Consider the following 25,401-nt stretch of genomic DNA (forward strand, 5'->3'; position numbering starts at 1 on the left):
CGAAGGGGCCACGCCTTGACGAGTGCGAACCCGGCCGACGAACGCCGCCGCGAACTGATCCGGCGGCTGCTGGCCGAAGCCGGCATGCAACCGGACACCCCCACCGACGGCGTCCGCCCCCGCGACCGGAGCGCACCCGCACCGTTGTCCGCCGTGCAGCACAGCCTGTGGCTGCACCAACAGGCCGACCCCGACAGCACGTCCTACAACGGCTGTCTGCTCATCCGCCTTCGCGGCCCGCTCGACGTCGCCGCGCTGCGTGTGGCCACGCGCGAACTGCTGCGCGTCCACGAGGTCCTGCGCACCACGTACCACGCCGACGAGGCCGGCGTGCCGTACCAGACGATCGCCGACCCGCCGGAGAACCCGCTGTCGGTCCGCGACCTGACCCACCTGCCGGTCGACGCGCGCGACGCCGAGGCCGAGCGGATCGCGCGGCGCCTGGCGGCCCGCCCGTTCGACCTGGCCCGCGAACGCTCCGTGCGCTACGAACTGCTCGCCCTGGGGCCCGCGGACCACGCACTCGTCCAGGTCGTGCACCACATCGCCTGGGACGGCGGCACGTGGGGCGTGCTCGCGCGCGACCTCGCCGCGTTCTACCGGCGCGCGGCCGGGCCGGACGGCGCGTTCACCGCGACCGCGCCGGGCGTACAGTACGCCGACCTCGCCGCGTGGGCGCACACCCGGCCGGTCGACGAGGCGGGTGCCAAGTTCTGGCGGGCCCGCCTGACCCCGCCGCCGATCCCGCCCGACCTGCCCGCCGACGGCCCCAGAACGGCGGCGTCCGACGAGCGCGGCGGCCGGCACGTGCACCGCATGGCCCAGGAACTGCCGGCCCGCATCCGCGAGTTCGCCGCCGACTGCGGCGTCACCACGTTCACCGTCGTGCTCACCGCGTTCGCGGCCGTGCTCCGGCGCCACACCGGAGCCGCCGACCTGCCGATCGGCACGCTCGTGATGGACCGCGCCGACCCGCACGCCGCCGACCTGATCGGCAACTTCGGCAACACCGTCGTGCTGCGCGCCGATCTCGCCGACGACGCCCGACCATTGACCTTCCGTCAGGCCACCGCGCGGCTCGGCGACGTGTGCACCGACGCGTTCGAGCACGGGAACGTGCCCTTCGACCGGGTCCTGGACGAGGTCCGCCCGCCCCGCCGACCCGGCCGACCACCGCTGTTCGACGTGATGTTCGGCCTGCTCACCCGCGAACTCGGCGACCTCGATCTGCCCGGCCTGGAAACCTCCTGGCGCCATGTGCACAACGGCACCACCCAGTTCGACCTCGCCCTGGAGGGCTTCCTCCGGGACGACGAGCTGCTCGTGGAGGCCACCTACCGCACCCCCCTGTTCGCGCCCGACACGATCGAGCGCCTGCTCGGGCACCTGGAACGCCTGCTCGGCGCCGCACTGGACCGGCCGGACGCACCGCTGGCCCTGCTCGACATGCTCCCGCCGGCCGAGATACCCGGACAACCCGACGACGACGCCGAGGACTTCCCCGCCGGGGGCGTCGCCGAACTCGTCCGGGCCGTCGTCCGCGAGCACCCGCACGCCCTCGCCGTCCACGCCGGCGACACCGCCTGGACCTACGCCGACCTGGACGCCCGCGCCGATCGGATCGCCGCCGGCCTCACCGTCGCCCTGCGCACCGTCGGCACCCGCACCGTCGGCACCCGTACCGAACCCGTCGTCGCCCTGGCCCTGCCGCGCACCGCCGACCTGGTCGCGACCCTGCTCGCGATCCTGCGCATCGGCGCCGCCTACCTGCCCCTGGATCGCACCCACCCGCCCGAGCGGGTCGCCGCGATGCTCGCCGACGCCGCACCCGACCTGCTCGTCTGCGACGCCGACTACACCCCACCCGGCGAGATCGCCCGCGTGCTGCGCCTCGACGACCTCCCGGCCACCACCGCCGCCGACCCGGCCCACCCGCCGATCCACCCGCTCACCCCCGCCTACGTCGTCTTCACCTCCGGCTCCACCGGCCGCCCCAAGGCCGTCGTCGGCACCCAACGCGCCCTGGTCAACCGACTGCGCTGGGGCCGCACCGCACTGCCGGCCGAGCCCGGTCCGGGCGTGCGCCTGGCCAAGAGCGCGCTCGCCTTCATCGACGGCAGCACCGAACTCCTGGGCGCCCTCGTCGCCGGCGACACCCTCGTCCTGGCCGACGACACCACCGCCCGCGACGCGCTGCGCCTGACCGAGCTGGCCGAACGCAGCCGCGCCGGCGTACTCACCGTCGTCCCCAGCCTGCTGGCGACCCTCCTCGACACCGCCCCGCCCGGCGCGCTGGACGGCGTGCACACCTGGATCTGCTCCGGCGAAACCCTGCCCACGGCCCTGGCCGACGCGGTCACCACCCGACTGCCGCACGCCACCGTGGTCAACCTGTACGGCTGCTCCGAAGCCGCCGGCGACAGCCTCGCCCACCTCCACCGGGCCGGCGCCGGCGGCGGGTCGTCCACCGTGCCGATCGGCCGGCCGATCGCCCGCACCCGGGCCCACGTCCTGGACACCGCGCTGCGTAGGGTGCCCATCGGCGTCCCGGGCGAGCTCTACCTCGCCGGCGACGGCCTCGCCCGCGGCTACCTCGGCCGCCCCGGTGCCACCGCCGAACGATTCGTCGCCGACCCCTACGGGCCGCCGGGCAGCCGGCTCTACCGCACCGGCGACCTGGTGCGACGGCGCGCGAACGGCGAACTGGAGTTCGTGGGCCGGGCCGACCACCAGCTCAAGATCCGGGGCGTGCGGATCGAACCCGGCGAGATCGAGCACCACCTGCTGCGCCACGAGGGCATCGCCCGGGCGCTGGTGACGGCCTACCGCTCCGGCACCGCCCTGTGTGCCTACCTGGTGCCCACCCCGGGCGCCCGCGTCGACGTCGACGCGGTGCGCGCCGACCTGGCCCGTACCCTGCCCGGCCCGCTGCGGCCCGACGCGTACGTGCTCCTGGACGCGTTTCCGCTCAACCCCAACGGCAAGCTCGACCGCAACGCGCTGCCGGTCCCGCAGGCGATCGCCGCGCCCACCCGCGCGCCGGCCGACGAACGCGAACGCGCCCTGTGCACGATCTTCGCCGAATTCCTCGACCTGGCACCGGAACACGTCGGCCCGGACCAGGACTTCTTCGCGCTCGGCGGGCACTCGCTGCTCGCGGCCCGGCTGGCGAATCGGCTGCGCCTGACCTTCGCGGTCGACATCGCCGTGCCCGACGTCTTCCACGCGCCCACCCCCGCGGCCCTGGCCCGACTGGTGGACACGGCCGAGCCGGTGCGCCCGCGAGTACGCGAGATCGCCGTACCGCGGCCGGCACCCGCGTCGTTCGCCCAGGTCGGCCTGTGGTTCGAGGAACAGGTGCGCGGGCCGTCCGCGGCCTACAACCTGCCGCTGGGCCTGCGGCTGCGCGGCCGGGTGGCGCCGGAGGCGATCCGCGCGGCGGTGCACGACGTGGTCGCGCGGCACGAGAGCCTGCGCACCCTCCTGGTACCCGGCGCCGACGGCGCACCCCGGCGCGAGGTGCTCACGCCCGAGGCCGCGCAGGTCCGGCTGCAGTGCGCCGTAGTGCCGGCACACACCCGGTCGCCCGAACAGGTCGACGCCGAGGTGGCCGCGCTCGCGGCGCGGCCGTTCGACGTCGGCGTCGATCCGCCGCTGCGGGCCGCGCTGTTCGTCGGCGCCCCCGACGGGGAGAGCGTCCTGATCCTGGTGCTGCACCACAGTGCCGCCGACCGCTGGTCGTTCGGACCGCTGCTGGCCGACCTGTCCGCCGCCTACACCGCGCGCACCGCCGGAACGGCGCCGCCGCCGCGTCCCGAACCGGTCGCCGGACACGGCGCGTACGCGGCCTGGCAGCGCACGATCCTGGGCGGACGGGACACGCCCACCGACCTGACCAGGCGTCAACTCGAATACTGGTCCGCCACGTTGCGCGACGCGCCGGAGGAACTGGCGCTGCCCGCCGACCGCTCGCGACCGAGCGAACGCAGCCACCGGGGCGAGAGCGCCGAACACACCCTGCCCGCCGACCTCGCCGACGCTCTGCGCGACCTCGCGCGCAGCACCGGCGCAAGCGTGTTCACCACGCTGCACGCGGCCGTCGTCGCCGTCCTGCACCACCTCGGGGCGGGCGAGGACATCCTCCTGGGCGCACCGGTCACGGGCCGCACCGACGAGGATCTCGACGCCGTGGTGGGGCTGTTCGTCAACACCGTCGTGCTGCGCACCGGGGTCGGCGGCGACCCCACCTTCGTCGAACTCCTCGACCGCACCCGAACCGGCGACCTGGCCGCCTTCGCGCACGCCGACGTGCCCTTCGACTGGGTCGTGGACCGACTCCGGCCCACCCGCACCCTGTCCCGGCACCCGCTGATCCAGGCCACCCTCACCCACCACCGCGCCGAGGAGATCGACCTCGCCCTGCCCGGAACCCACGCCGAACCGTTCGCCCCGAGCACGGGCGCGGCGATGTTCGACCTCGACCTGCGCTTCGTGGAGACGGCCGGCGACGGCATCCGGGTGCACGCCGGCTACGCGTGCGACCTGTTCGAACACGCCACCGTCGTCGCACTGCTGGAGCGGCTGCACCGGCTGCTCGCGCAGGTGCTCGCCGACCCGCACGCGCGCCTGAGCAGCCTGGACCTGCTCGCCGACGCCGAACGCCGACTGCTCGTGCACGAGTTCAACGCCACCGCACACCAGGTGCCCGCCGACACCGTGGTCGAGCGTTTCCGTGCCCAGGCCCGCCGCACCCCGCTCGCCCCCGCCGTGATCGCCACCGACGGCACGGTGACCACGTACGAACGGCTGGCCGCCCGGATCCGGGCGAGCGCCCGACGGCTGGTCGACGCCGGCGCCGGACCCGGGGCCCTGGTCGCCGTGGCGCTGCCGCGCTCGCCCGACCTGGTGGTCGCGCTGCACGCGGTGCTCGCGAGCGGCGCGGCCTACCTGGCGCTCGACCCCGAGGACCCACCCGCCCGCCTGGCCGAGACGCTCTCCGACGCCCGACCCACGCTGGTGCTCACCGATGCCGGGCACGCGGAACCGTCCTGGGGGCGGCCGGTGATGGTGATCGACGACGACACGGACGCCGCCGCCCCGGTCGTCGCACCGCCGCTCGCCGCGCAGCCCGCGTACGTGCTCTACACCTCCGGCTCGACCGGCCGGCCCAAGGGCGTGCTCGTCTCGCACGGCGCGTTGGCGAACCAACTGGCCTGGGTCCAGGGCGAGTACCGGCTCGGCCCCGCCGACCGGGTGCTGCACAAGGCACCGATCGGGTTCGACGTGTCGCTGTGGGAGCTGTTCTGGCCACTGGGCGAGGGCGCCGCCGTCGTGTTGGCCGCCGCCGAGGGGCACCGCGACCCCGCGCACCTGGCCGCGCTCCTGGCCACCCACGCGGTCACCGCGGCGCACTTCGTGCCGCCGATGCTGGACGCGGTACTCGACACCGTCGAGGCCGGATCCGCGCCCCGCCCCCCATCGTTGCGGCTGCTCCTGTGCGGCGGCGAGGTGTTGCCGCCGGCCACCGCGGCGCGCAGCGCCCGAGTACTCGGCCTGATGCCGCACAACACGTACGGGCCCACCGAGGCCACCATCACCGCAACCGCGTGGAATCCGGCCGCACCGGGCGCCGGCTCGGACACGGACGCGGTACCGATCGGCCGCCCGGTGTGGAACACCGGTGCCCTGGTCCTGGACGCCCGACTGCGCCCCACGCCGATCGGCCTGCCCGGCGAGCTGTATCTGACCGGCGCCCAACTCGCCGACGGATACCTGCATCGGCCCGGACAGACCGCCGAACGTTTCGTCGCCGACCCCTACGGCCCCGCCGGCACTCGGATGTATCGCACCGGCGACCTGGTGCGCCGGCGCGCCGACGGCGTCCTGGTCTATCTGGGCCGCACCGACCGGCAGGTCAAACTGCGCGGGGTGCGCGTCGAGTTCGGCGAGATCGAAGCGCACCTGAGCCGTCGGACCGACCTCGCGACCGCCGTCGTCGGCGCCCGACCCGGGCCGACCGGCGCGCCGATCCTGGTCGCCCACGTGGTGCCCGCCGCGGCGGCCGACGTGGACCCCGAGGCGCTGCGCGCCGAACTGGCCGAGCACCTGCCGGAACACCTGGTCCCGGCCGCGATCGTGGTGCTGTCCGCGCTTCCGCTGATGCCCAACGGCAAGCTCGATCGGGCGGCGCTGCCCGATCCGGTGGTCGCGCCGAGCACTCCGGACACCGTGCCGAGCGACGGAGCGCAGGCCGAACTGGCCCGGATCTTCGCCGAGGTGTTGCGGGTGGACCGGGTCGGCTCGCGGGACGGGTTCTTCGCACTGGGCGGCGACAGCATCGGCGCGACCCTCGTGGCGACCAGGGCCCGGTCGATCGGGCTGCGGTTCACGGTCAAGGACGTCTTCCGACACCAGAGCGCCGCCGCGCTCGCCCGGGTCGCCCGACGCGAGGACCCGAAGGCGGCGGTGTCGGCCGCACCGGCCCCGCCCGCATCGGTGCCGGCCGCGCCGGTGCCGCTCGCCGATCCGCCGCTGTCGCACGTGTTCCGCGACGGCGGGACCGGGCCGAACGGCCACCACGTGTGCGCCGTGCGCCCGATCGCGGCCGGCCGAGACGAGTTCCCGACCGGGGCAGTGACCGAACTCGTCGGTCGATACCCGGCCTTGCGGCTGCGGATCGAAACGGTCGGCAAACGGCTGTGGCGCACCACCTCGGTCGCCGAGGCGGACCCCACCGTGCGCGTCGTCGCGAGCACGACGGCGGACCCCGCGGGGGAACCGGGCCGGATGGCCGCCGAGTTGGATGTGACGCGCGGACCGACGCTGGCGGTGACCCTGACGCCGGAGCGCCTGTTCGTGGTCGCGCACGCGCTCGCGCTCGACGCGGCGGCGGTCGAACGGGTCGCGGACGAACTGGCCGCCGTGTTGGCGGAGGAGCCGCCGGGGACACCGTCGCCGCCCACGGCCGGGCCGCTCGACGCGGACCCGGACGAGGTGGAGCGCGCCGACGCGGACGAGAGCACCTGGGCCGAGGAACTGCGCGACGCGGCACCGGCACCCGCCGTACAGGGCACGGCTTCGGGCCGCCCCCTGTTCCTGGCGGCCGTCGTCTCCCGCGCCGGCGGAGCCGACCCGGACGAAGCCGTCCGGGCCGCCGCCTGCGCGGCGTTCCTGAGCGCCCTACAGGCACGCACCCCCGACGTGGAGAAGTTGCTGATCGACCGGCTCGTGGATCCGTTCCGCCGCCGAGCGCCCGAATCGGCGCCCCCGGTCGGCTCGTTCGCCTACGTCTACCCCCTCACCGTCACCCGGGGCGGCCCCGCGCCGGAACCGCGCGCCGCCGACCTGCGCGGGGCCGGCTACACCCGGGTGCGCTACGCGAGCCGGTCCGGCGCACGGGTGCTGGGCCGGGGCGCCCGCGCGGAGATCGTGCTGCGGGACGCGCCCGCCCGAGGGTGGGCCGACGACATGCCGTCGGCGGTGAGTACGCGCTGGCCCCTGGACGCGGCGATCGCCGTGGCGGCGGGCGAGGACGGCACCCGATGCCGGCTCACGCTGTGCGCCGGGCCGAGCGTCGACGCGGACGACGCCCGCCGCCTGCTCGCGGCCTGGGCCGCGGAGACGGCCGCGCGCATCCCGGGCGCCACGATCACCACCGGCACCACGACGACGACAGCGAACACGAACTCGGGGCGGACGACGTGAGCGACCTCAAACCTTCGAACGACCACCCGGTGCACACCCCCGTGGCGCTGTGGCGGCGCGAGGCGTTCGAGCACGCCCCGCCCACGGTGCGCGCGCTGATCGCCCCGCCCGAACTCACCGCCGAGACCGCACATCTGCGGGCGACCGCGGTGCTGGCCCGCCACCAACGCCTGCGCACCGAGCAGCCCACGGCGTGGTGCGGCACCTTCAGCGTCGGCGCGGACGCCCGGCGCTCCACCGCCCGGGTGGCCCGCGTGGACGCGACTCCCGCGACCGCGTGGGTGGATCGCGGCCCCACCCGGCCGGGGCTGCTGGTCGTCGCGGTGCCCGGCGGCCTGCTCGACGGGACGTCGTGGCGCATCCTCGCCGAGGAACTGCGCGCCGGACTGCGCGGCGAACCGCTGGGGCCCGAGCCCGCGACGCCCGCGGACTACGCCGCCGCCGTCGCCCGGGACGCCGCCGACCCGGACCTGCTCGACCGCGCCATCCGCTGGTTCACCCTGATGGACCGGGTGGACGAGCTGGAGACACCCGCGCCGTGGGACACGAACGAACCCGGGATCGCCGACACACCCCCCGCCGTCGTCGCCGACGTCCTCGAACTCCCGCCGGGGACGGCCGCGTTGACCCCGGGCACGCCACTGCGGGCGATCCTCGCGGCGACCGTGGCGAAGGTGCTGGGCGAGTCGGCCGCCGGACCGCTGTTCCTCGACATCGCCGAGGACGACCGGGACCGGCACGGCGATCGATTCGCGCACACCGTCGGCGACCTGCGACGGGTCTTCCCCGCGCTGCTGGAACCCGGATTCGGCGATGCCGGTGTATCGGCCGCCGACGCGCTGCCCGCCGACCCGCGCGGCGCGGCCGACTTCGGCATGGCGCTGCATCTGGTCGAGCAGATCGCCGGTGCGCTCGCCGATGCACCCGAGGCCGGCGTGCTGCTGGCCTACGGGCACACCGACCTGGGTGACGAACCCCTGCTCGCCCACGACCGGGACAGCGACGGGCACTCGCTCTCGCGCTATCCGCTGCGCCTGGACCTGTGGGTCGACCACTCGCCCTCCGGCGCGGGCCGACGCATCGCGCTGCGGGTGGTCGCCGACCCCAAGACGCTGCCCGAACTCGACGTCGCGGCCCTGCTCCGGTCCTGGCGCGCGGCCCTGCTCCCGGCCCTGCCCGACGCGGGCCCGGCCGGGAACGCGGAGGGCGGCCGGGTCGACGAGGCCGCGCTCGATCGCGCGCTCGGCGGCGCGGGCGTTGCCGAGGTGCTGCCGCTGTCCCCGTTGCAGGAGGGGCTGCTCTTCCACCTCATGCTCGACGGCGCGGCCCGCGACATCTACGTACAGCAGGCCGTGTTGTTCCTGGACGGCCCGGTGGACGTCGAGCGGCTCGCGGACGCGGCTCGCCGGGTCCTGGAGAAGTACCCGAACCTGCGGGCCGGCTTCGTCGGCACCGAGGACGGACCCGTGCAGGTGGTGCCCCGACGGTTCACCGTGCCGTTCACCCACATCGACCTCACCGCAGCCGATGCCGCGGCCGGACCCGGTGACGGACCCGTCGACGTCGAGGCCGCGTTCGAGGCGTTCGCCGACCGCCGGCGCGAGATCCCGTTCGACCCCGCTCGCCCACCGCTGATCCGCTTCGCCCTGGCCCGTACCTCCGCCACCGGCCACCGGCTCCTGCTCACTTCACAGGTGGCCCTGCTCGACGGCTGGTCCGGCGGCCTCGCGCTGACCTCGCTCCTGGAGTTCTACACCGACGCCGCAGCCGAGGACGCGCGGCCCGCCACCCCCTTCCGGGTCTTCCTGCGCTGGTTGGGCACCCGCGATCACGACGCGGCCCGCGCCGCGTGGCACGCCTATCTGGGCGACGTCACGGAACCCACACTCCTGGCCGGCCCACGCCCGCCCGGCGACGACGCCACCCCGGACTCGGCCGGAGAGATCCACCGCGAGGTGCCCGCCGCCCTGGCCGGCCGCCTGGCCGCCCGCGCCCGTGCGGCCGGGGTCACCGTCGGCACGCTCTACGAAAGCGCCTGGGGCCTGCTGCTGGGCCGGCTCACCGGACGCGACGACACCGTCTTCGGCGCCCTCGTCTCCGGCCGGCATCCGGACGTCGAAGGCATCGACACCACCGTCGGCGTGCTGTTCAACACCGTCCCGGTACGCGTGCGTTCGGCGCCCCACGAGTCGATCGCCGAGCTGTGGCGGCGCACCCAGGACGACAAGGCGGACCTGCACGACCATCCGTACCTGGGCCTGAGCGAACTCCAGGCCATGGTGGGCGCGGGCCCGCTCTTCGACACCTTCTTCGTCTTCCAGAACCTGCCGCTGCCGGACAAGAACCGCGGGTTCGGCCCCGACGGGGCACTGCGCGTGCTGGGCCACGCGGTCCGCGACGCCACCCACTATCCGGTGTCGGTGGTGATCACCCCGGGCGAGGTGACCCGCCTGCGGGCGATGTACCACGACGACGCCTTCACCCGCGCCGACGTCGAAGTGCTCACCGAACGCTACCTGCGGATCCTGGAAGCCTTCGCCGACGACCCGACGCGCGGCTGCGCCCGGATCGACGTACTCGCCCCCGCCGAACGCAGCCGGCTGGTCGCCGGCTGGAACGACACCACCCACCCGGTACCCGAACTGACCGTGGCCGATCTGCTGGAGGAGCGTGCGGCGCTGGTCCCGGATGCGGTGGCGGTGGTGCAGGATCCGGAGGGTGTCGCGCCGTTGGTGTGGTCGTATCGGGAGTTGAACGAGCGGTCGAATCGCATCGCGCGGTTGTTGCGTGCTCGGGGTGCGGGTCCCGAGCGGGTGGTGGGGTTGGCGCTGCCGCGTACGGCCGACATGGTGGCGGCGCTGTTCGCGGTGCTCAAGACCGGCGCGGCCTACCTGCCCATCGAACGCGACCTGCCCACCGAACGCACCGCGTGGATGCTCGCCGACACCGCACCGGTCTGCGTGTTGACCGCCGGCGACACCGTCGGCGAGAACACCGTGGACCTCGACGACGCCTCGGTGCGAGCGGAGTTGGCGGGGTTGTCGGGTACGGACCTGTCCGATGCCGAGCGCCCGGACTTCGCCCGCGACGACGCCCGGCGGTTGGCGCATCCGGCCTATGTGATCTATACATCCGGTTCGACGGGTCGGCCCAAGGGCGTGGTCACGCCGTATCGGGGCTTGACGAACATGCAGGTGAATCACCGTCGGGAGATCTTCGATCCGGTGGTGGCGGCGGCGGGTCGGCGGTTGCGGGTGGCGCACACCGTGTCGTTCGCGTTCGACATGTCGTGGGAGGAGTTGTTGTGGCTGGTCGAGGGTCACGAAGTGCACGTGTGCGACGAGGAGTTGCGTCGTGACGCCCATGCCTTGACCCGGTATGTGGACCGGCACCGGATCGACGTCGTCAACGTCACCCCCACCTACGCCCAACACCTCCTGGAGGAAGGACTCCTCGACTTCGACCCCGCGGCCGGCCGCCACCGACCCGCCCTGGTGCTGCTCGGCGGCGAGGCGGTCTCGGACGGCGTCTGGGCCGCGCTGCGCGACACCGACGGCGTGTTGGGCTACAACCTGTACGGGCCGACCGAATACACCATCAACACCCTCGGTGCCGGCACCGAGGACAGCGCGACGCCCGCGATCGGCCGACCGATCCTCAACACCGCCACCCACATCCTGGACGGCAACCTGCAACCGGTCCCGGTCGGCGTGCCCGGCGAGTTGTACATCACCGGCGTCGGTCTGGCCCGCGGCTATCTGAACAGCCCCGGGTCGACCGCGGCCCGGTTCGTGGCCAACCCGTTCGGACCACCCGGTTCGCGGCTCTATCGCACCGGCGACCTGGCCCGGCGCCGCCCGGACGGCATCATCGACTACCTCGGCCGGACCGACGACCAGGTCAAGATCCGCGGCCACCGCGTCGAACCGGCCGAGATCCAGAGCGTGTTGGACGCACACCCGGAGGTGGCACGCAGCGCCGTCGTGCCCACGACCGGCCCGGACGGCGCGGTACAGCTCACCGCCTACCTCGTCCCCGAGACCGCGGCCGGCACCGACGGCCACGCAGATGCCGAACACCTCGACGAATGGCGGCAGATCTACGCCGACGAATACACCGCCATCGACACGGCCGTGTTCACCGAGGACTTCGCCGGCTGGGACAGCAGCTACGACGGCGCCCCGATCCCGCTTGCGCACATGCGCGAATGGCGCGCCGAGACCGTGCGCCGCATCACCGAGCTGCACCCTTCCCGCATCCTGGAGATCGGCGTCGGTACCGGGCTGCTCCTGGGCGAACTCGCGCCCGCGAGCGAGAGCTACTGGGCCACCGACTTCGCCGCGCCGGTCGTCGACAAGCTGCGCGCGGACCTGACCCGCGCCCCCGAACTCGCCGCCAAGGTCGAACTGCGCACCGCCGCCGCGCACGAACTCGACGACCTGCCCACAGGGTTCTTCGACACGGCGGTGATCAACTCGGTCGCCCAGTACTTCCCGAGCCTGGACTACCTCACCGACGTGCTGCGCCGGGCCCTGGACCTGGTCCGCCCCGGCGGCGCGGTCTTCGTCGGCGACATCCGCAATTTGCGACTCGCCCGCACCTTCCACAGCGCGATCCGGCTCGGCCAGGCGAGCCCGGACGCCGACGACGCCACCGTCCGCGCCGCGATCGAGCGCGCCGTCCTGCTGGAGAAGGAACTCCTGGTCGACCCGGACTACTTCGCCGGTCTGGCCGACCTGCTGCCCGACCTCGCCGGCGTCGACCTGCGGATCAAACGCGGGCACCTGCACAACGAACTGACCCGGCACCGCTACGACGCCGTGCTGCGTCGCACCGGCGGCGCCGACGTCCCCTCGCTCGCCGACGCCCCGAGCCTGTCGTGGAACGCCGGCACCGGCACCGAGCCGGTGGTTCGCCGGCTGACCGAGGACCGCCCCGAGGTGCTGCGGGTGCGTGCCGTGCCCAACGCCCGCCTCGCCGGCGAACTCGCCGCCGAGCGTGTGCTGGCCAACGGCGGCACCGTCGACCAGGCCCGCCGGGCGCACACCGAGGCCGAGCGGGCCGGCGACGCGGCGGCCGAACCCGAGACGTGGTACGCGCTCGGGGCCGAACTCGGCTACACCGTGGCCGTGACCTGGTCGGCGAGCGGCTCCGGCAGCTTCGACGTCGTGTTCACGGCCGGTGACGCGACCGCGCACGGCGTCGTGGGTACCTACCTGCCCACCGGTGCCGGCCGTGCCGACGGGTCCGGCCACGCCAACCACCCGGCCGCCGCGCGCGAGGCGGCCGGCCTGGTCCCGCGACTGCGCGCCCACCTGCGCGAACGGCTGCCCGAGTACATGGTGCCCGCCGGATTCGTGCCGCTGGACCGGCTCCCGCTCACCGTCAACGGCAAGCTCGACCGTCGCGCACTGCCCGCACCGGACGCCGTTGTCGGCCGCTCCGGTACCCGCCCGCCGTCCGGCGCCGCCGAACTCGCGCTGAGCGCCCTGTTCGCCGAGGTCCTCGGCGTCGCCGAGATCGGTGCCGAGGACAACTTCTTCGACCTCGGCGGCCACTCCCTGCTCGCCGCCCGACTCGCCGCCAAGGCCCGGGGCACGCTCGGCGTCGAGATCGCCATCCGCGACGTCTTCACCGCCCCCACCATCGCCACGCTGGCCGGGTTGCTCGCCGAGCGCACCACAGCGGACGCGTCCGCCGCCGAGCCACTGCGCCCGCCCGTCACCCGCCGGGAGCGTCCCGATCGGGTGCCGCTGTCGTTCGCCCAGCGACGGCTGTGGCTGCTCGGCCAATTCGAGACGGCGAGCGCGGCCTACCACGAACCGATCGCGGTCCGGCTGCACGGCAGCCTGGATCGGCAGGCGTTGCAGGCGGCCGTACAGGACGTGGCCAACCGGCACGAGACCTTGCGCACGCTCTGTGTGGCGGCCCGGGAGCCGGCCGGAAACGGCGACACCGATGTCTACCAACACATCCTGGCGCCGGAAGTGGCCCGACTCGCGGTCGAGTTCGTCGACCTCGACGCAGCCACGCCCGCCGCCGAAGCGGAGGCGGGCACCCTGGCCGCGCTCGTCGCGGCAGCCACCCGCCGTCCGTTCGATCTGGGTACCGAACTGCCCCTGCGCATCACGGTCTTCCGGGTCGGCCCGGACGAACACGTGCTGCTCGCGGTGTTCCACCACATCGCGATCGACGAGTGGTCCATCCGCCCGTTCGCGCGGGACCTCGCCGCCGCCTACACCGCACGCGCCGCGGGACGAGCGCCCGCCTGGGAGCCGCTGCCGCTCCAGTACGCCGACTACACCCTGTGGCAACACGATCTGCTCGGCGATCCGACCGATCCCAGCGGCCGGTACGCCCGCCAACTCGCCTACTGGACGTCGGCCCTAGCCGAGCTGCCGGAGGAACTGGCGCTGCCCACCGACCGCCCGCGTCCCACGGTGGCCGGCTACCGCGGCGGCACCGTCGAACGGCTGATCCCCGCCGAACTCGCGAACCGGATACGGTCGGTCGCCTCGGCGGCCGGCGCCAGCGCGTTCATGCTCTATCAGGCGGCGGTGGCGGCCCTGCTGCACCGGCTCGGCGCGGGGCAGGACATCGCGCTCGGCAGTCCGGTGGCCGGGCGGGACGACGAGGCATTGGGCGAACTGATCGGGTTCTTCGTCAACACCGTGGTGATCCGCGCGGACGTGACCGGAAACCCGACGTTCGCGGAGCTGCTGGCCCGGGTGCGGGACACCGACCTGGACGCGTTCGCCCACCAGGACCTGCCGTTCGAGCGACTCGTGGAGGAACTGAACCCGGCCCGCTCACTCGGCCGAAACCCGCTGTTCCAGGTGATGGTCGGCTACCAGAACCAGGGCGTGGGCGAGGTCCGCTTCGGCGACATCACCCCGGTCGGCGAACGATTCACTCCGCCCACCGCCAAGTTCGACCTCGACTTCGTCTTCCGCGAGACGGATCTGGCGGCCGTGCCCGACGGCGCGGTCGAACTGGGCATCGAATACGCGGCGGACCTGTTCGACCACACCACCGTCGAGGACTTCGCCGAGCGGCTGTTGCGCCTGCTCGCCGCGATCGCCGACGATCCGAACCGCCGGGTGGGCGCCTACGCACTGTTGTCGGCGGCGGAGCACACGCGCATCGTGCGCGAGTGGAACGCGACCGAACTGCCGCTCCCCGACGCCACGGTGGCCGATCTGCTGGAGGAGCGTGCGGCGCTGGTCCCGGACGTGGTGGCGGTGGTGCAGGATCCGGAGGGTGTCGCGCCGTTGGTGTGGTCGTATCGGGAGTTGAACGAGCGGTCGAATCGCATCGCGCGGTTGTTGCGTGCTCGTGGTGCGGGTCCCGAGCGGGTGGTGGGGTTGGCGCTGCCGCGTACGGCGGACATGGTGGCGGCGCTGTTCGCGGTGCTCAAGACCGGCGCGGCCTACCTGCCGCTGGAGCGCGACCTGCCGCACGAGCGCATCGCCTGGATGGTCGAGGAGGCCCGACCGGTCTGCGTGTTGACCGCCGGGGACGACAGCGTGGCCGGACCCCTCGTCGACCTGGACGACGCTTTGGTGCGGGCGGAGTTGGCGGGGTTGTCGGGTGCGGATCTCTCCGATGCCGAGCGCCCGGACTTCGTGCGGGGGGACGCGGGGCGGTTGGCGCATCCGGCGTATGTGATCTATACGTCGGGTTCGACGGGTCGGCCCAAGGGTGTGGTCACGCCGTATCGGGGCTTGACCAATATGCAGGTGAATCACCGTCGGGAGATCTTCGATCCGGTGGTGGCGGCGGCGGGTCGGCGGTTGCGGGTGGCGCACACCGTGTCGTTCGCGTTCGACATGTCGTGGGAGGAGTTGTTGTGGCTGGTCGAGGGTCACGAAGTGCACGTGTGCGACGAGGAGTTGCGTCGTGACGCGCATGCCCTGACCCGGTATGTGGACCGGCACCGGATCGACGTCGTCAACGTCACCCCCACCTACGCCCAACACCTGCTCGACCTCGGCCTGCTCGACGGCGACCCGGCGCAGGGCCGGCATCGACCGTGCCTGGTGCTGCTGGGCGGCGAGGCGGTGTCGGACGCGGTGTGGAATCGGTTGCGCGATACCGAGGGCGTGTTGGGCTACAACCTGTACGGGCCGACCGAATACACCATCAACACCCTCGGTGCCGGCACCGAGGACAGCGCGACGCCCGCGATCGGCCGACCGATCCTCAACACCGCCACCCACATCCTGGACGGCAACCTGCAACCGGTCCCGGTCGGCGTGCCCGGCGAGTTGTATGTCAATGGGGTCGGTCTGGCCCGGGGCTATCTCGACAGTCCCGGGTCGACCGCGGCGCGGTTCGTGGCGAACCCGTTCGGGCCGCCGGGTTCGCGGCTCTACCGCACCGGCGACCTGGCCCGGCGCCGCCCGGACGGCATCATCGACTACCTCGGCCGGACCGACGACCAGGTCAAGATCCGCGGCCACCGCGTCGAACCGGGCGAGATCCAATGCGTGTTGGACGCACACCCGGACGTGCAGCGGTCCGCGGTCGTGCCGAGCGCGGACGGGACCCGGTTGACCGCCTACCTGGTCGGCGGAGCCGCCCCGCACGCGCTGCGCACGTGGGCGGCGGCTCGGCTGCCGGACTACATGGTGCCGAGCGCGTTCGTGCCACTGGAGGCACTGCCGCTGACCGTCAACGGCAAACTGGATCGGGCCGCGCTGCCCGAGCCGGACTTCGCCGCGTCGGTTTCCGACCGAGGGCCCCGGGACACCGTCGAGGCGGTGCTGTGTCGGGTCTTCGCCGACGTCCTGGACCTGCCTCGGGTGGGCATCGACGACAACTTCTACACTCTCGGCGGGCATTCGCTGCTCGCGGTGCGTCTGGTCGGCGCGATCCGGGCCGCCGATCCGGGGCGCGACCCCGATGCGGTCACGGTCGCGATGGTGTTGACCGCACCGACGGTCGCCGACCTCGCGGAGCGGTTGCGCGCCGGCGGTGACGCGCACGACCCGACGGCGCCGGTAGCGGTGCTGCGGGCCGACGGCGAACTCCCGCCGCTGTTTTGTGTGCATGCCGGCTTCGGCTTCGCCTGGCCCTACACGAGCCTGCTCGCGCAGGTGCCGGCCGATCACCCGGTGTACGGGCTCCAGTCCGCGATGTTGTCCGGCGCCGCCGCGCCGGACCGGTTCGAGGACCTGGTCGCGGAGCACCTGCGCAGCATCCGCACGATCCGGCCGCACGGCCCCTATCGGCTCCTGGGCTGGTCCTTCGGCGGCGAACTCGCGTACGCGCTGGCCACCGAGTTGCAGCGTGCGGGCGAGCGGGTGGACCTGCTGGTGCTCGTCGACGCTCAGCCGCCGGTGCCACGAGCGGACGGCGACCCGGCCCAGGACGACGGGTTCGGCGAAGAGGCCGCGCGGGCACAGTTGTTGCGGTCGACGGCGGCCGGGACGGACCTGGTCGGCGCGCTGGGCGAGGAGTTGGTGGCGGCGCTGCTGCGCACCCGCATCGCGTACGAACCCCTCGCACCCGCCGACCCCTACCCGGCGTTCCGCGGCGACGTGTTGTGTGTCGCCGCGCGGGAGAACACCGAGCGCACCGGCCGTCGGGCCTGGGCGGCCCATGTGCGCGGCGAGGTCGAGGAGCACGTCCTCGACCACGCGCACGACGATCTGCTGACCTCGGCCGCGGTGGCCCAATGGGGCCCGCACGTACGCCGAAGGTTGCCTGCACCACACCGAGAGAGGCACTGACCCATCATGCGAACATTCGCAGCGCCGGCCTTCGTCCGCCGGCACACCGCCCGCCGTTCCGGCCCCTCCCGGATCGCCGCGGTCGCGATAGTCGCGGCCCTCGTGTCGGGCCTGGCGGCCTGCGGCGACGGCGACGACAAGAAGGACTCCACCGGCACCGGGCCCGCCTCGGCGCCGGCCTCTCCCGGTACGGGCGGGGCGGCGGCGCCGGCGTACCCGATCACGATCACGCACAAGCTGGGCACGACCACGATCAAGAAGGCGCCCAAGCGCATCGTCGCGCTGGGCGAGGGCGATCAGGACGCCGCGCTCGCGCTCGCGACCAAGCTGGCCGGCATGGTCGAGACGACCCCGCCGGACGGGGTGGCTCCGTGGGCCAAGCCCAAGCTGGGCGGGGACAAGCCGCAGATCATCACGATGGGCGAGAACGGCGCTCCGCTGGAGAAGGTGCTCGCGCTCCAGCCCGATCTGATCCTGGCGAACACCGACTACTGGGTCGAGCAGGAGTACGAGAAGCTCAGCAAGATCGCGCCGACCACGGCGTTCGAAACCGGTCCCTCGCAGGACAGTTGGCAGCAGGTGACCCGGCAGGTGGGCAAGGCGCTGGGCAAGTCCACCGAGGCCGAGAAGCTGGTGACCGATCTGGAGGCCAAGGTCGCCGGCGTCGCCAAGCGCCATCCGGCGATCACCGGCAAGTCGTTCGCGCTGACCAACGCGCAGAACGCGGGCACGGTCGCGGTGCTCAAGGACCGGTCCGACACGTCCGTGAAGCTGCTCGCCGGGTTCGGGATGACCTTCCCGGACAGCCTCGCCGGGCTGCCGGGGGCCGGATTCGCGGCCGAGTTGAGCATGGAACGGCTGGACGTGCTCGAAGTGGGCGTGTTGCTGAGCAACTACAACGGCGACGACGTGCTGCGCAAGGCGATCGAGGGCAATCCGCAGTTCGCGAAGCTGAACGTGGTCAAGCGGGGCTCGTACGTGCCGCTGGACTCCAACGACTTCTGGGCGCTGCGCGCGCCCACCCCGCTGGCGGTGGAATACGTGGTCGACAAGATCATGCCCCGCGTGGACGCCGCGGCACAGGCCGCGAAGAGCTGACCACAGGTTGCCGGTTGCCTTCGTGAAATGACCTCAACTCCCGTTCCGTCTCCGGGAGTTGAGGTCATTTGTCGTATCGTGACGGCGCTCCGGGCACGGTGGGCCGGTGTGCGGTCGGTGTCAGAGTACGGCGACCGTGGTGCCGGCGATCTGGCCCGGCATGCCGGGGACCGGTTCGGCCGGGTCGGCGCCGAGCGCCACGATCCGGTTGTCCGTGTCGACGTGCACCACGCGGGGTCGATGCCCGGCGATCTCGGTCTCGTCCAGGAGCACGAAGGCCATCACGATCACCAGGTCGCCGGGGTGGATCAGCCGTGCTGCGGCCCCGTTGGCGCCGATCACCCCGCTGCCACGCGGGCCGGGGATCGCGTAGGTGGTCAGGCGGGCTCCGGTGTCGATGTCGACCACCTGGACCACCTCGCCCTCGGCGATGCCCGCCGCGTCCAGCAGGTCCTCGTCGACCGTCAGCGAACCGACGTAGTGCAGGTCGGCCTGGGTCACCCGGGCCCGATGGATCTTGCCGCTCAGCAACGTGCGCAACACCGGTGTTCTCCGCTCAGTTCTCGGTGGCGGCCACGAGGGAGCGCGGTCGCATGTCGGTCCAGTGGCTCTCGATGTGTTCCAGGCATTGCGCTCGGGAGGCGGGTCCGTGCTCGGTGTGCCAGCCGTCGGGCGGGGTCAGGAACTCGGGCCACAGCGAGTACTGGCCCTCGTCGTTGACCAGGGCCAGGAACGTGCCGGAATCGTCGTCGAACGGGTTCGTCACAGCCGTCGGCCTTTCGTGGTCGGCGTGTTGGTCGTCGATGTGCCGCCGGGGGAGTCGGCGGTGGGTGCGGGGTCGGCGGGGCCGGGGTCGTCGGCCGGGAGTGTCGCCGTCTCGCCGGGTTCCGGTGCCGGGTCCGCGATCGGCGCCGAGGTCGGTCCGGCGGCGCGCAGGGCGGGCAGGGCGCCGGCGACCGCGAGCACCGCGGCGACACACGCTACGCCGCCCGCGACCAGGGTGGCGCCGGGGCCGAGCAGCCGGGCGACGCCGCCGGAGAGCGCGTTGCCGGTGGCCGGGCCCGCGGTGGCCTGGGCCAGCCACAGGCTGCCCACCCGGCCCTGGAGCCGGTCGGGCGTGTACTGCTGGAGGAGCGCGCGGCGCAGGATCTCGGAGATCGTGTCGGCGCCGCCCGCGAGGGCCAGCAGGAGCAGTCCCAACCACAGGTGCCGGCTCAGACCGAACGCGGCGATCGCCGCGCCCCACAGCGCGGCCACCATGATCAGTGTCGTCCCGGGGCGTCGGGCCCGGCCGATCCAGCCGCTGGCCAGGGCGCCCAGGAAGGCGCCCACGGCGGGTGCGGTGTAGAGCAGGCCGACGGCGGTGGGGCCGCCGTCGAACACCTCGTTGCCCATCTCCGGGAACAGTGCGTACGGCATCGCCAGGACCACGGCGGCCAGGTCGACGAGCATCAGCCCGCGAATGATCCGGTTCGCCCGCACGTGCCGCAGGCCGTCCAGGATGGCCTGTACCGGGTGTTGCGTGGCGTCGTGATCGGGGTCGGCGTCCGCGTCGGGTTCGGGGCGCAGATCCGGCAGCCGCCACAACAGGGCCGCGCCCACCACGAATCCGGCCGCGTCGATCAGGTAGCACACCGCGACCCCCGGACCGGCGGCGATCAGGCCCGCCAGGCTGGGGCCGACCATGGCGCCGAACTGGGTGGTCAGGGTGAGCAACGCCCCGGCGGCGGCCAGGTGTTCGCGTCCGGCCAGGGCGGGGGTGACGGCCATCAGCGCGGGTGCGCCCAGGCCGCCGGCGACGCCCGCGGCGATGGCGGCGAGGTAGACGAACCACAGTTGCGGCTCGGGGGCGAGGGCGTTGCCGGCCAGGGCCAGGACCACGACGGCGGAGCCGGCCCGGGTGGCGAGGATCAGCCGGCGTCGGTCGGTCCGGTCGGCCAGCACGCCGCCGGCGAGCAGGCCGACGCACAGGCTGACGCCGATCACCAGGTTGACCAGCCCCACGTGCAGCGAGGAGTTGCCGAGGTCGTACACCTGGATGCTCGCGCCGACCGAGGTCAAGGCGGTGCCGAGCATGGACAGCGCGGTCGCGGTGAACAACAGCCGGAAGTCGCGGTTGGCGCGCAGCGGCGTGATGTCCACCGCGATGTCGCCCAGACGCACGGATCAGCCCTGTCGGGAGGAGGTCACCGGGCCGGACGCGAGGTCGGCCCCGGTCCCGGCCCGGGACGTGGCGTCGGTTTCGGCCTCGGGGGCGGGGTCCGAGGCGGTGTGTTCGTTGATCGAGGCGAGGATCTCGCCGGCGCGGACCGCGATGTTGGACAGGAGGGTGGAGCCGAGGCCGTGGGTGTGCTCGGTCCCGCCCTGGAGGTAGATCCCGGCGTCGAGCGGGGGTTCGGTGACCACGCGGTAGTCGCGGCCCAGCCGCGGGCGTCCGTATTCGTCGCGGGCGCACGCCCGGGCGGTGTCGCCGAGGAGCGCGAGACCGTCGCCGGGTCGGTAGCCCGTCGCGTAGACGACCACGTCGGCGCGCAGCGTCTCGGTTTTGCCGGTGGGCAGGAACTCGACGTCCACATGGGCGGCTTCGGGATCCTCGCGCACCTCCACGACCCGGGTGGCGTGCCGGATGTACAGGCGCTGCCGGCCCCGGACGCGCTCCTCGTACACGCGTCGGTACAGCTCCTCGATCAGATCCCCGTCCACGACCGAGTAGTTCGTGTTGCGGTGATAGTCCGTCAGTTGCCGTTTGACCTGATCGGGCGCCTCGAAGTAGTGGTCGACGGCGGCCGGGTCGAAGATGCGGTTGGCGAACGGGCTGTCGTCCGCGGGGGAGTAGCCGTAGCGGCTGAAGACCGCGTGTATCTGTGCCTCGGGGAAGCGGCGATGCAGGTAGTCCGCGCTCTCGGCGGCGCTTTGCCCGGCGCCGACCACCACCGCGGTGCGCACGTCGGCCGGATCGAGGTCGGCGACGTTGGGCACCAGCCGGGAGTTGTGCCACACCCGCGTGGTGATGCCGACGCCGTCCGGCAGATGCGGGCTCAGGCCCGGGGCGAGGACCACGTTGCGGGCGCGGTGTACGACGGGGTCGTTCGCGACGGTGACGTCGAAGGCGGTGATCCGGCCGTCGGTGACCACGGGTTCGATCGCCAGGACCTCGGCGGCGTAGCGCACCTGGTGGGCCACCCGGGCCGCGGCCCATTCGAGGTAGCCGTGGAACTCGGCCCGGAGCGGGAAGAACACCTTGTGGTTGACGAAGTCGACGAGGCGGTCGATCGAGTGCAGGTAGGCGACGAAGCTGAAGTCGCTGGTCGGATTCCTCATCGTGGCAAGGTCCTTGAGGAACGAGACCTGCATGGTCGCGCCGTCGACGAGCATGCCGCGGTGCCAGCCGAAGGTCTGCTGTTTCTCCAGGAACAGGGCGTCGACCCGGTGTTCCGGTGCGGCGAGCGTGTTGTGTTCCTCGATCGCGACGGCGAGCGCCAGGTTCGAAGGCCCGAATCCGACCCCGACGAGGTCGTGAATGGTCTTTCCGTCGTGCCGAGCTGAGGTCAACGCACGCGTCCCTTCTGGGTGGTGGCCTCGAAGGGCACACAGAGCACTTACGGCGGTACGTAGGCGAGGCTAACCTAACTCCGATCGCTGTGACCAGGGTCGGACGCGGTTCGCCGGCTAGCGACGCCCGCCGAGCGGGATGACCAACGGGGTGCCGGCGATGGGGCATTCGATCACCGCGGCGCGCAGGTCGAACACCTCCCGGACCAGGTCGGGGGTGACGATCTCGGTGGGCGGTCCGGCCGCGACCACTCGGCCGTCGCGCATCGCGATCAGGTGGTCGGCGTAGCGGCACGCGTGGTTGAGCTCGTGGATGACCATCACCACGGTACGGCCCTCGGCCCGCCCCAACTCGGCCACCAACTCCAATACGTCCACCTGGTAGGCCAGATCGAGGTAGGTGGTGGGCTCGTCCAGGAGCAATACCGGGGTGTCCTGGGCCAGTGCCATCGCGATCCACACGCGTTGGCGCTGCCCGCCGGAGAGTTCGTCGATGGCGCGTCCGGCGAGGGCGTCCACGCCGGTGGCCGACAGCGCGGCGTCGACCACGGCGTCGTCGCCGGACGACCACTGTCGCCACCAGCGCTGGTAGGGCGTGCGACCGCGGGCGACCAGATCGCGCACGGTGATTCCCTCCGGGGCGGTCGGCGACTGCGGGAGCAGCGCCAGCCGTTGCGCGAAGTCCCGCCCGGAATGGCGGGCGACGCTCTCGCCGTCGAGCAGGACGGTGCCCTGACGCGGTTTCAGCAACCGGGCCAGGGCGCGCAGCGCGGTCGACTTGCCGCACGCGTTGGGGCCGACCAGGGCGGTCACCCGGCCGGCGGGGATGTCCAGGTCCAGGTCCCGGGCGACGGTGCGTTCGCCGTAGCCGAGGGTGAGTCCTTCGGCGGCCATCCCGGGGGCGGTTGCCGGGGAGGCGGTGGCGGGAGGATGCGGCAGGGTTGCGACGGCGCTCGGGGACGGGGCTGCGTTTCCCGCTGCCGACTGGGTGGATTGCCTTGTGTGCGGCGTCTGTTCGACGGACGCGATCGAGTCGTCGGCTTCGTTCGCCTCGTTCGCTTCGGTGCCGTCCGGGTGCCCCATCGGCTTCGTCTGCTCTGTCGCGGAACCCACGTCAGCCTCCCTTTCCGGCCCGGTTGTTCCGGGCGAGCAACCACAGCAGGTACGGCGCCCCGACGGCGCCGGTGACGATGCCGACCGGGAGTTCGGTGGGGAACGCGGTCCGGGCGACCACGTCCGCCAGGACCACCAGGGCCGCGCCGACCAGGCCGCTGAGCACCAGCGGCAGTCCGGGGGTGCCGGCCAGCCTGCGGGCGATCTGCGGGGCGGCGAGCGCGACGAAGACCACCGGCCCCGCGCACGCGGTCGCCACCGCCGTCAGCGCGGTGGCCAGCACGAGCAGCCCGATCCGCGAGCGGGTGACCGGCATGCCCAGGCTCGCGGCGGTGTCGTCGTCGAACTGGAGCATGCGGTACGGCCGGGCGAGTGCGATGGTCGCGGGCACCAGGACGACGAGCGCGTAGCCCAGCCAGCGCACGTGGGTGTACTCGCGTCCGTCCAGGCTGCCGGTCAGCCACGAGGTGGCCCGGGTCGCGGCGTCGATGTCGACGCGCGCGAGCATCCAACGGGTGGACGCGGCCAGCATGCCGTTGACCGCGATGCCCACGAGCACGAAGCCGTACCCGGAGATGGTGCCGCCGCGAAACGCCAACAGGTAGATGGCCGCGGCCGTGGCGAGTGCGCCGACCAGGGCGCCGAACGGGACCGCGCCGTAGGTCGTGGACCGCGTGGTGCTCACGCCGCCCAGCAGGATCGCCAGGACGGCGCCGGCGCCGGCCCCGGCGGTGATCCCGATCAGGTCCGGCCCGGCCAGCGGATTGCGCGTGACGGCCTGGAAGACCGCCCCGGACATGCCGAGTGCGAGCCCGACCAGCATGCCCACCAGGGCGCGCGGGAGCCGGAGTTCGTGCACGACCAACTCGGCGTCGGCGGGCCCGGCCCCGAACAGCCCGGTGACCACGTCGCGCCAGGCGAGCGGATAGTCGCCCAGTGCCAGCGACGCGATCAGCCCGCCGAAGACCACCGCGACCAGGCCGAGGACGGCGACGAGGGTGCGCGGGCGCACGGCGAGCCCGAGCGGCCCGCGTTCCCACCGCAACACGCGCGGCAGGTGATCGGCAGTCTTCATCCGGAGTGCTCCCCGATCCTTCCACGCCTGACCAGATAGATGAGGAACGGCGCTCCCAGGAACGCGGTGACCACGCCGACCTCCACCTCCGTCGGGCGCGCGATCACCCGGCCGACCACGTCGGCGAGCAACAACAACACCGCGCCCGCCAGCCCCGAACACGGCACCAACCAGCGGGCGTCCGGCCCGGTGAAGGCCCGCAACACGTGCGGGACGACCAGGCCGACGAACACGATCGGCCCGGCGGCGGCGACCGCCGTACCGGTCAGCAGGACCACCGCGAGTGCGCCCAGGGCACGGGTGGCGCCCGCTCGGGTGCCGAGCGTGGTGGCGAGTTCGTCGCCCAGGGCCAAGGCGTTGAGCCGGCCGGTCAGGCCGAGCGCGAGGCAGACGCCGACCAGTACGAACGGCAGCAGGAACAGCGTGGTTTCGCCGTCCCGACCGGCGAGCGAACCGACCGCCCAGGAGCGGTATCGGCCGAGCGAGTCGGGGTCGGTCAGCACGAGGGCGCTGGTGCCGGCCTCCAGCAGGGCGCTGACCGCCGCCCCCGCGAGCGCGAGTTTGGCGGGAGTGGCGCCGCCGACGCCGGCTCCGCCGACGAGATAGGCGATCGTGCCCGCGATCGCCGCGCCGACGAAGGCGAACCACAGATAGCTGTGCGATCCGGTCAGTCCGAGCAACCCCACGCTCGCCGCGACCGCGAAGGCCGCGCCCGCGCTGACCCCGATCAGCCCGGGGTCGGCCAGCGGATTGCGGGTCACGTCCTGGGCCACCGCACCGGCCACACCCAGCGCGACGCCGACCAGCAGCCCGAGCAGGGTGCGCGGGACCCGCAGATCGCGGATCAGCCCGGCGTCACCGGTGCGTTCGCCGCCGAGCATGGCGAACACCTCGCTCGGCGCGACGGTGCGGGTGCCGATGGCCAGCGACGCGAACACCGCGCCGAGCAACAGCACGGCCAGCAGCACCAGCAGCCCCAGCCGTCGCGAACGGCCGGACGCGGCACGGGCGTCGGGCACGGCGGCGACGACGGACGAAGCGTCGGGGGAATCGACCCGGAGAGACACTCCAGTAAGGTAAGGCATACCTGAACGACTTGCCCAGTGTGCCCCGCCGCGGCGCCAC

The 25,401-nt window shown here is 73.3% G+C and carries 9 protein-coding genes and 1 pseudogene; 3 read left to right on the forward strand and 7 right to left on the reverse strand.

Annotated features, from left to right (window positions below):
* Positions 1-84: 84 nt before the first annotated feature.
* The 3 genes and pseudogenes from ACH4U8_RS11190 to ACH4U8_RS11200 form a co-directional block, all read left to right on the forward strand.
* Positions 85-6,423: pseudogene (locus ACH4U8_RS11190) on the forward strand (amino acid adenylation domain-containing protein); the annotation flags it as partial.
* A 1,118-nt stretch (positions 6,424-7,541) separates the two neighbouring features.
* On the forward strand, positions 7,542-17,438 hold the full coding sequence (locus tag ACH4U8_RS11195) for an amino acid adenylation domain-containing protein (protein ID WP_395777070.1): 9,897 nt from the start codon (positions 7,542-7,544) through the stop codon (positions 17,436-17,438).
* A gap of 6 nt (positions 17,439-17,444) precedes the next feature.
* Positions 17,445-18,536: an ABC transporter substrate-binding protein gene (locus tag ACH4U8_RS11200; protein ID WP_360320325.1), complete on the forward strand. Its 1,092-nt coding sequence runs from the start codon at positions 17,445-17,447 to the stop codon at positions 18,534-18,536.
* Between the two features lie 120 nt (positions 18,537-18,656).
* On the opposite strand, the gene panD is transcribed toward ACH4U8_RS11200, so the two are convergent.
* The 7 genes from panD to ACH4U8_RS11235 all read right to left on the reverse strand — a co-directional run bounded on the left by panD (position 18,657) and on the right by ACH4U8_RS11235 (position 25,244).
* On the reverse strand, positions 18,657-19,079 hold the full coding sequence (gene panD / locus ACH4U8_RS11205; protein ID WP_360320322.1) for an aspartate 1-decarboxylase: 423 nt from the start codon (positions 19,077-19,079) through the stop codon (positions 18,657-18,659).
* Positions 19,080-19,092: 13 nt separating this feature from the next.
* The gene (locus tag ACH4U8_RS11210; RefSeq protein WP_395777071.1) at positions 19,093-19,302 is read right to left on the reverse strand and encodes an MbtH family protein; all 210 of its coding nucleotides are present in this window, start codon (positions 19,300-19,302) and stop codon (positions 19,093-19,095) included.
* Positions 19,299-20,699 (reverse strand): enterobactin transporter EntS, encoded by a 1,401-nt coding sequence (gene entS, locus ACH4U8_RS11215; RefSeq protein ID WP_395777073.1) that lies wholly within the window; start codon positions 20,697-20,699, stop codon positions 19,299-19,301. Before entS ends, ACH4U8_RS11210 begins: the two co-directional genes overlap by 4 nt.
* Before the next feature lie 3 nt (positions 20,700-20,702).
* A complete protein-coding gene (locus ACH4U8_RS11220; protein WP_395777075.1) occupies positions 20,703-22,088 on the reverse strand; it encodes a lysine N(6)-hydroxylase/L-ornithine N(5)-oxygenase family protein in 1,386 nt (461 codons plus the stop codon).
* Positions 22,089-22,205: 117 nt separating this feature from the next.
* The gene (locus ACH4U8_RS11225; protein ID WP_395777077.1) at positions 22,206-22,982 is read right to left on the reverse strand and encodes an ABC transporter ATP-binding protein; all 777 of its coding nucleotides are present in this window, start codon (positions 22,980-22,982) and stop codon (positions 22,206-22,208) included.
* A 220-nt stretch (positions 22,983-23,202) separates the two neighbouring features.
* On the reverse strand, positions 23,203-24,276 hold the full coding sequence (locus tag ACH4U8_RS11230; protein ID WP_395777079.1) for a FecCD family ABC transporter permease: 1,074 nt from the start codon (positions 24,274-24,276) through the stop codon (positions 23,203-23,205).
* Positions 24,273-25,244 (reverse strand): FecCD family ABC transporter permease, encoded by a 972-nt coding sequence (locus ACH4U8_RS11235; protein WP_395778187.1) that lies wholly within the window; start codon positions 25,242-25,244, stop codon positions 24,273-24,275. Before ACH4U8_RS11235 ends, ACH4U8_RS11230 begins: the two co-directional genes overlap by 4 nt.
* Between the last annotated feature and the right edge of the window lie 157 nt (positions 25,245-25,401).

This window comes from Embleya sp. NPDC020886 (genome assembly GCF_044333915.1).
GTDB lineage: Bacteria > Actinomycetota > Actinomycetes > Streptomycetales > Streptomycetaceae > Embleya.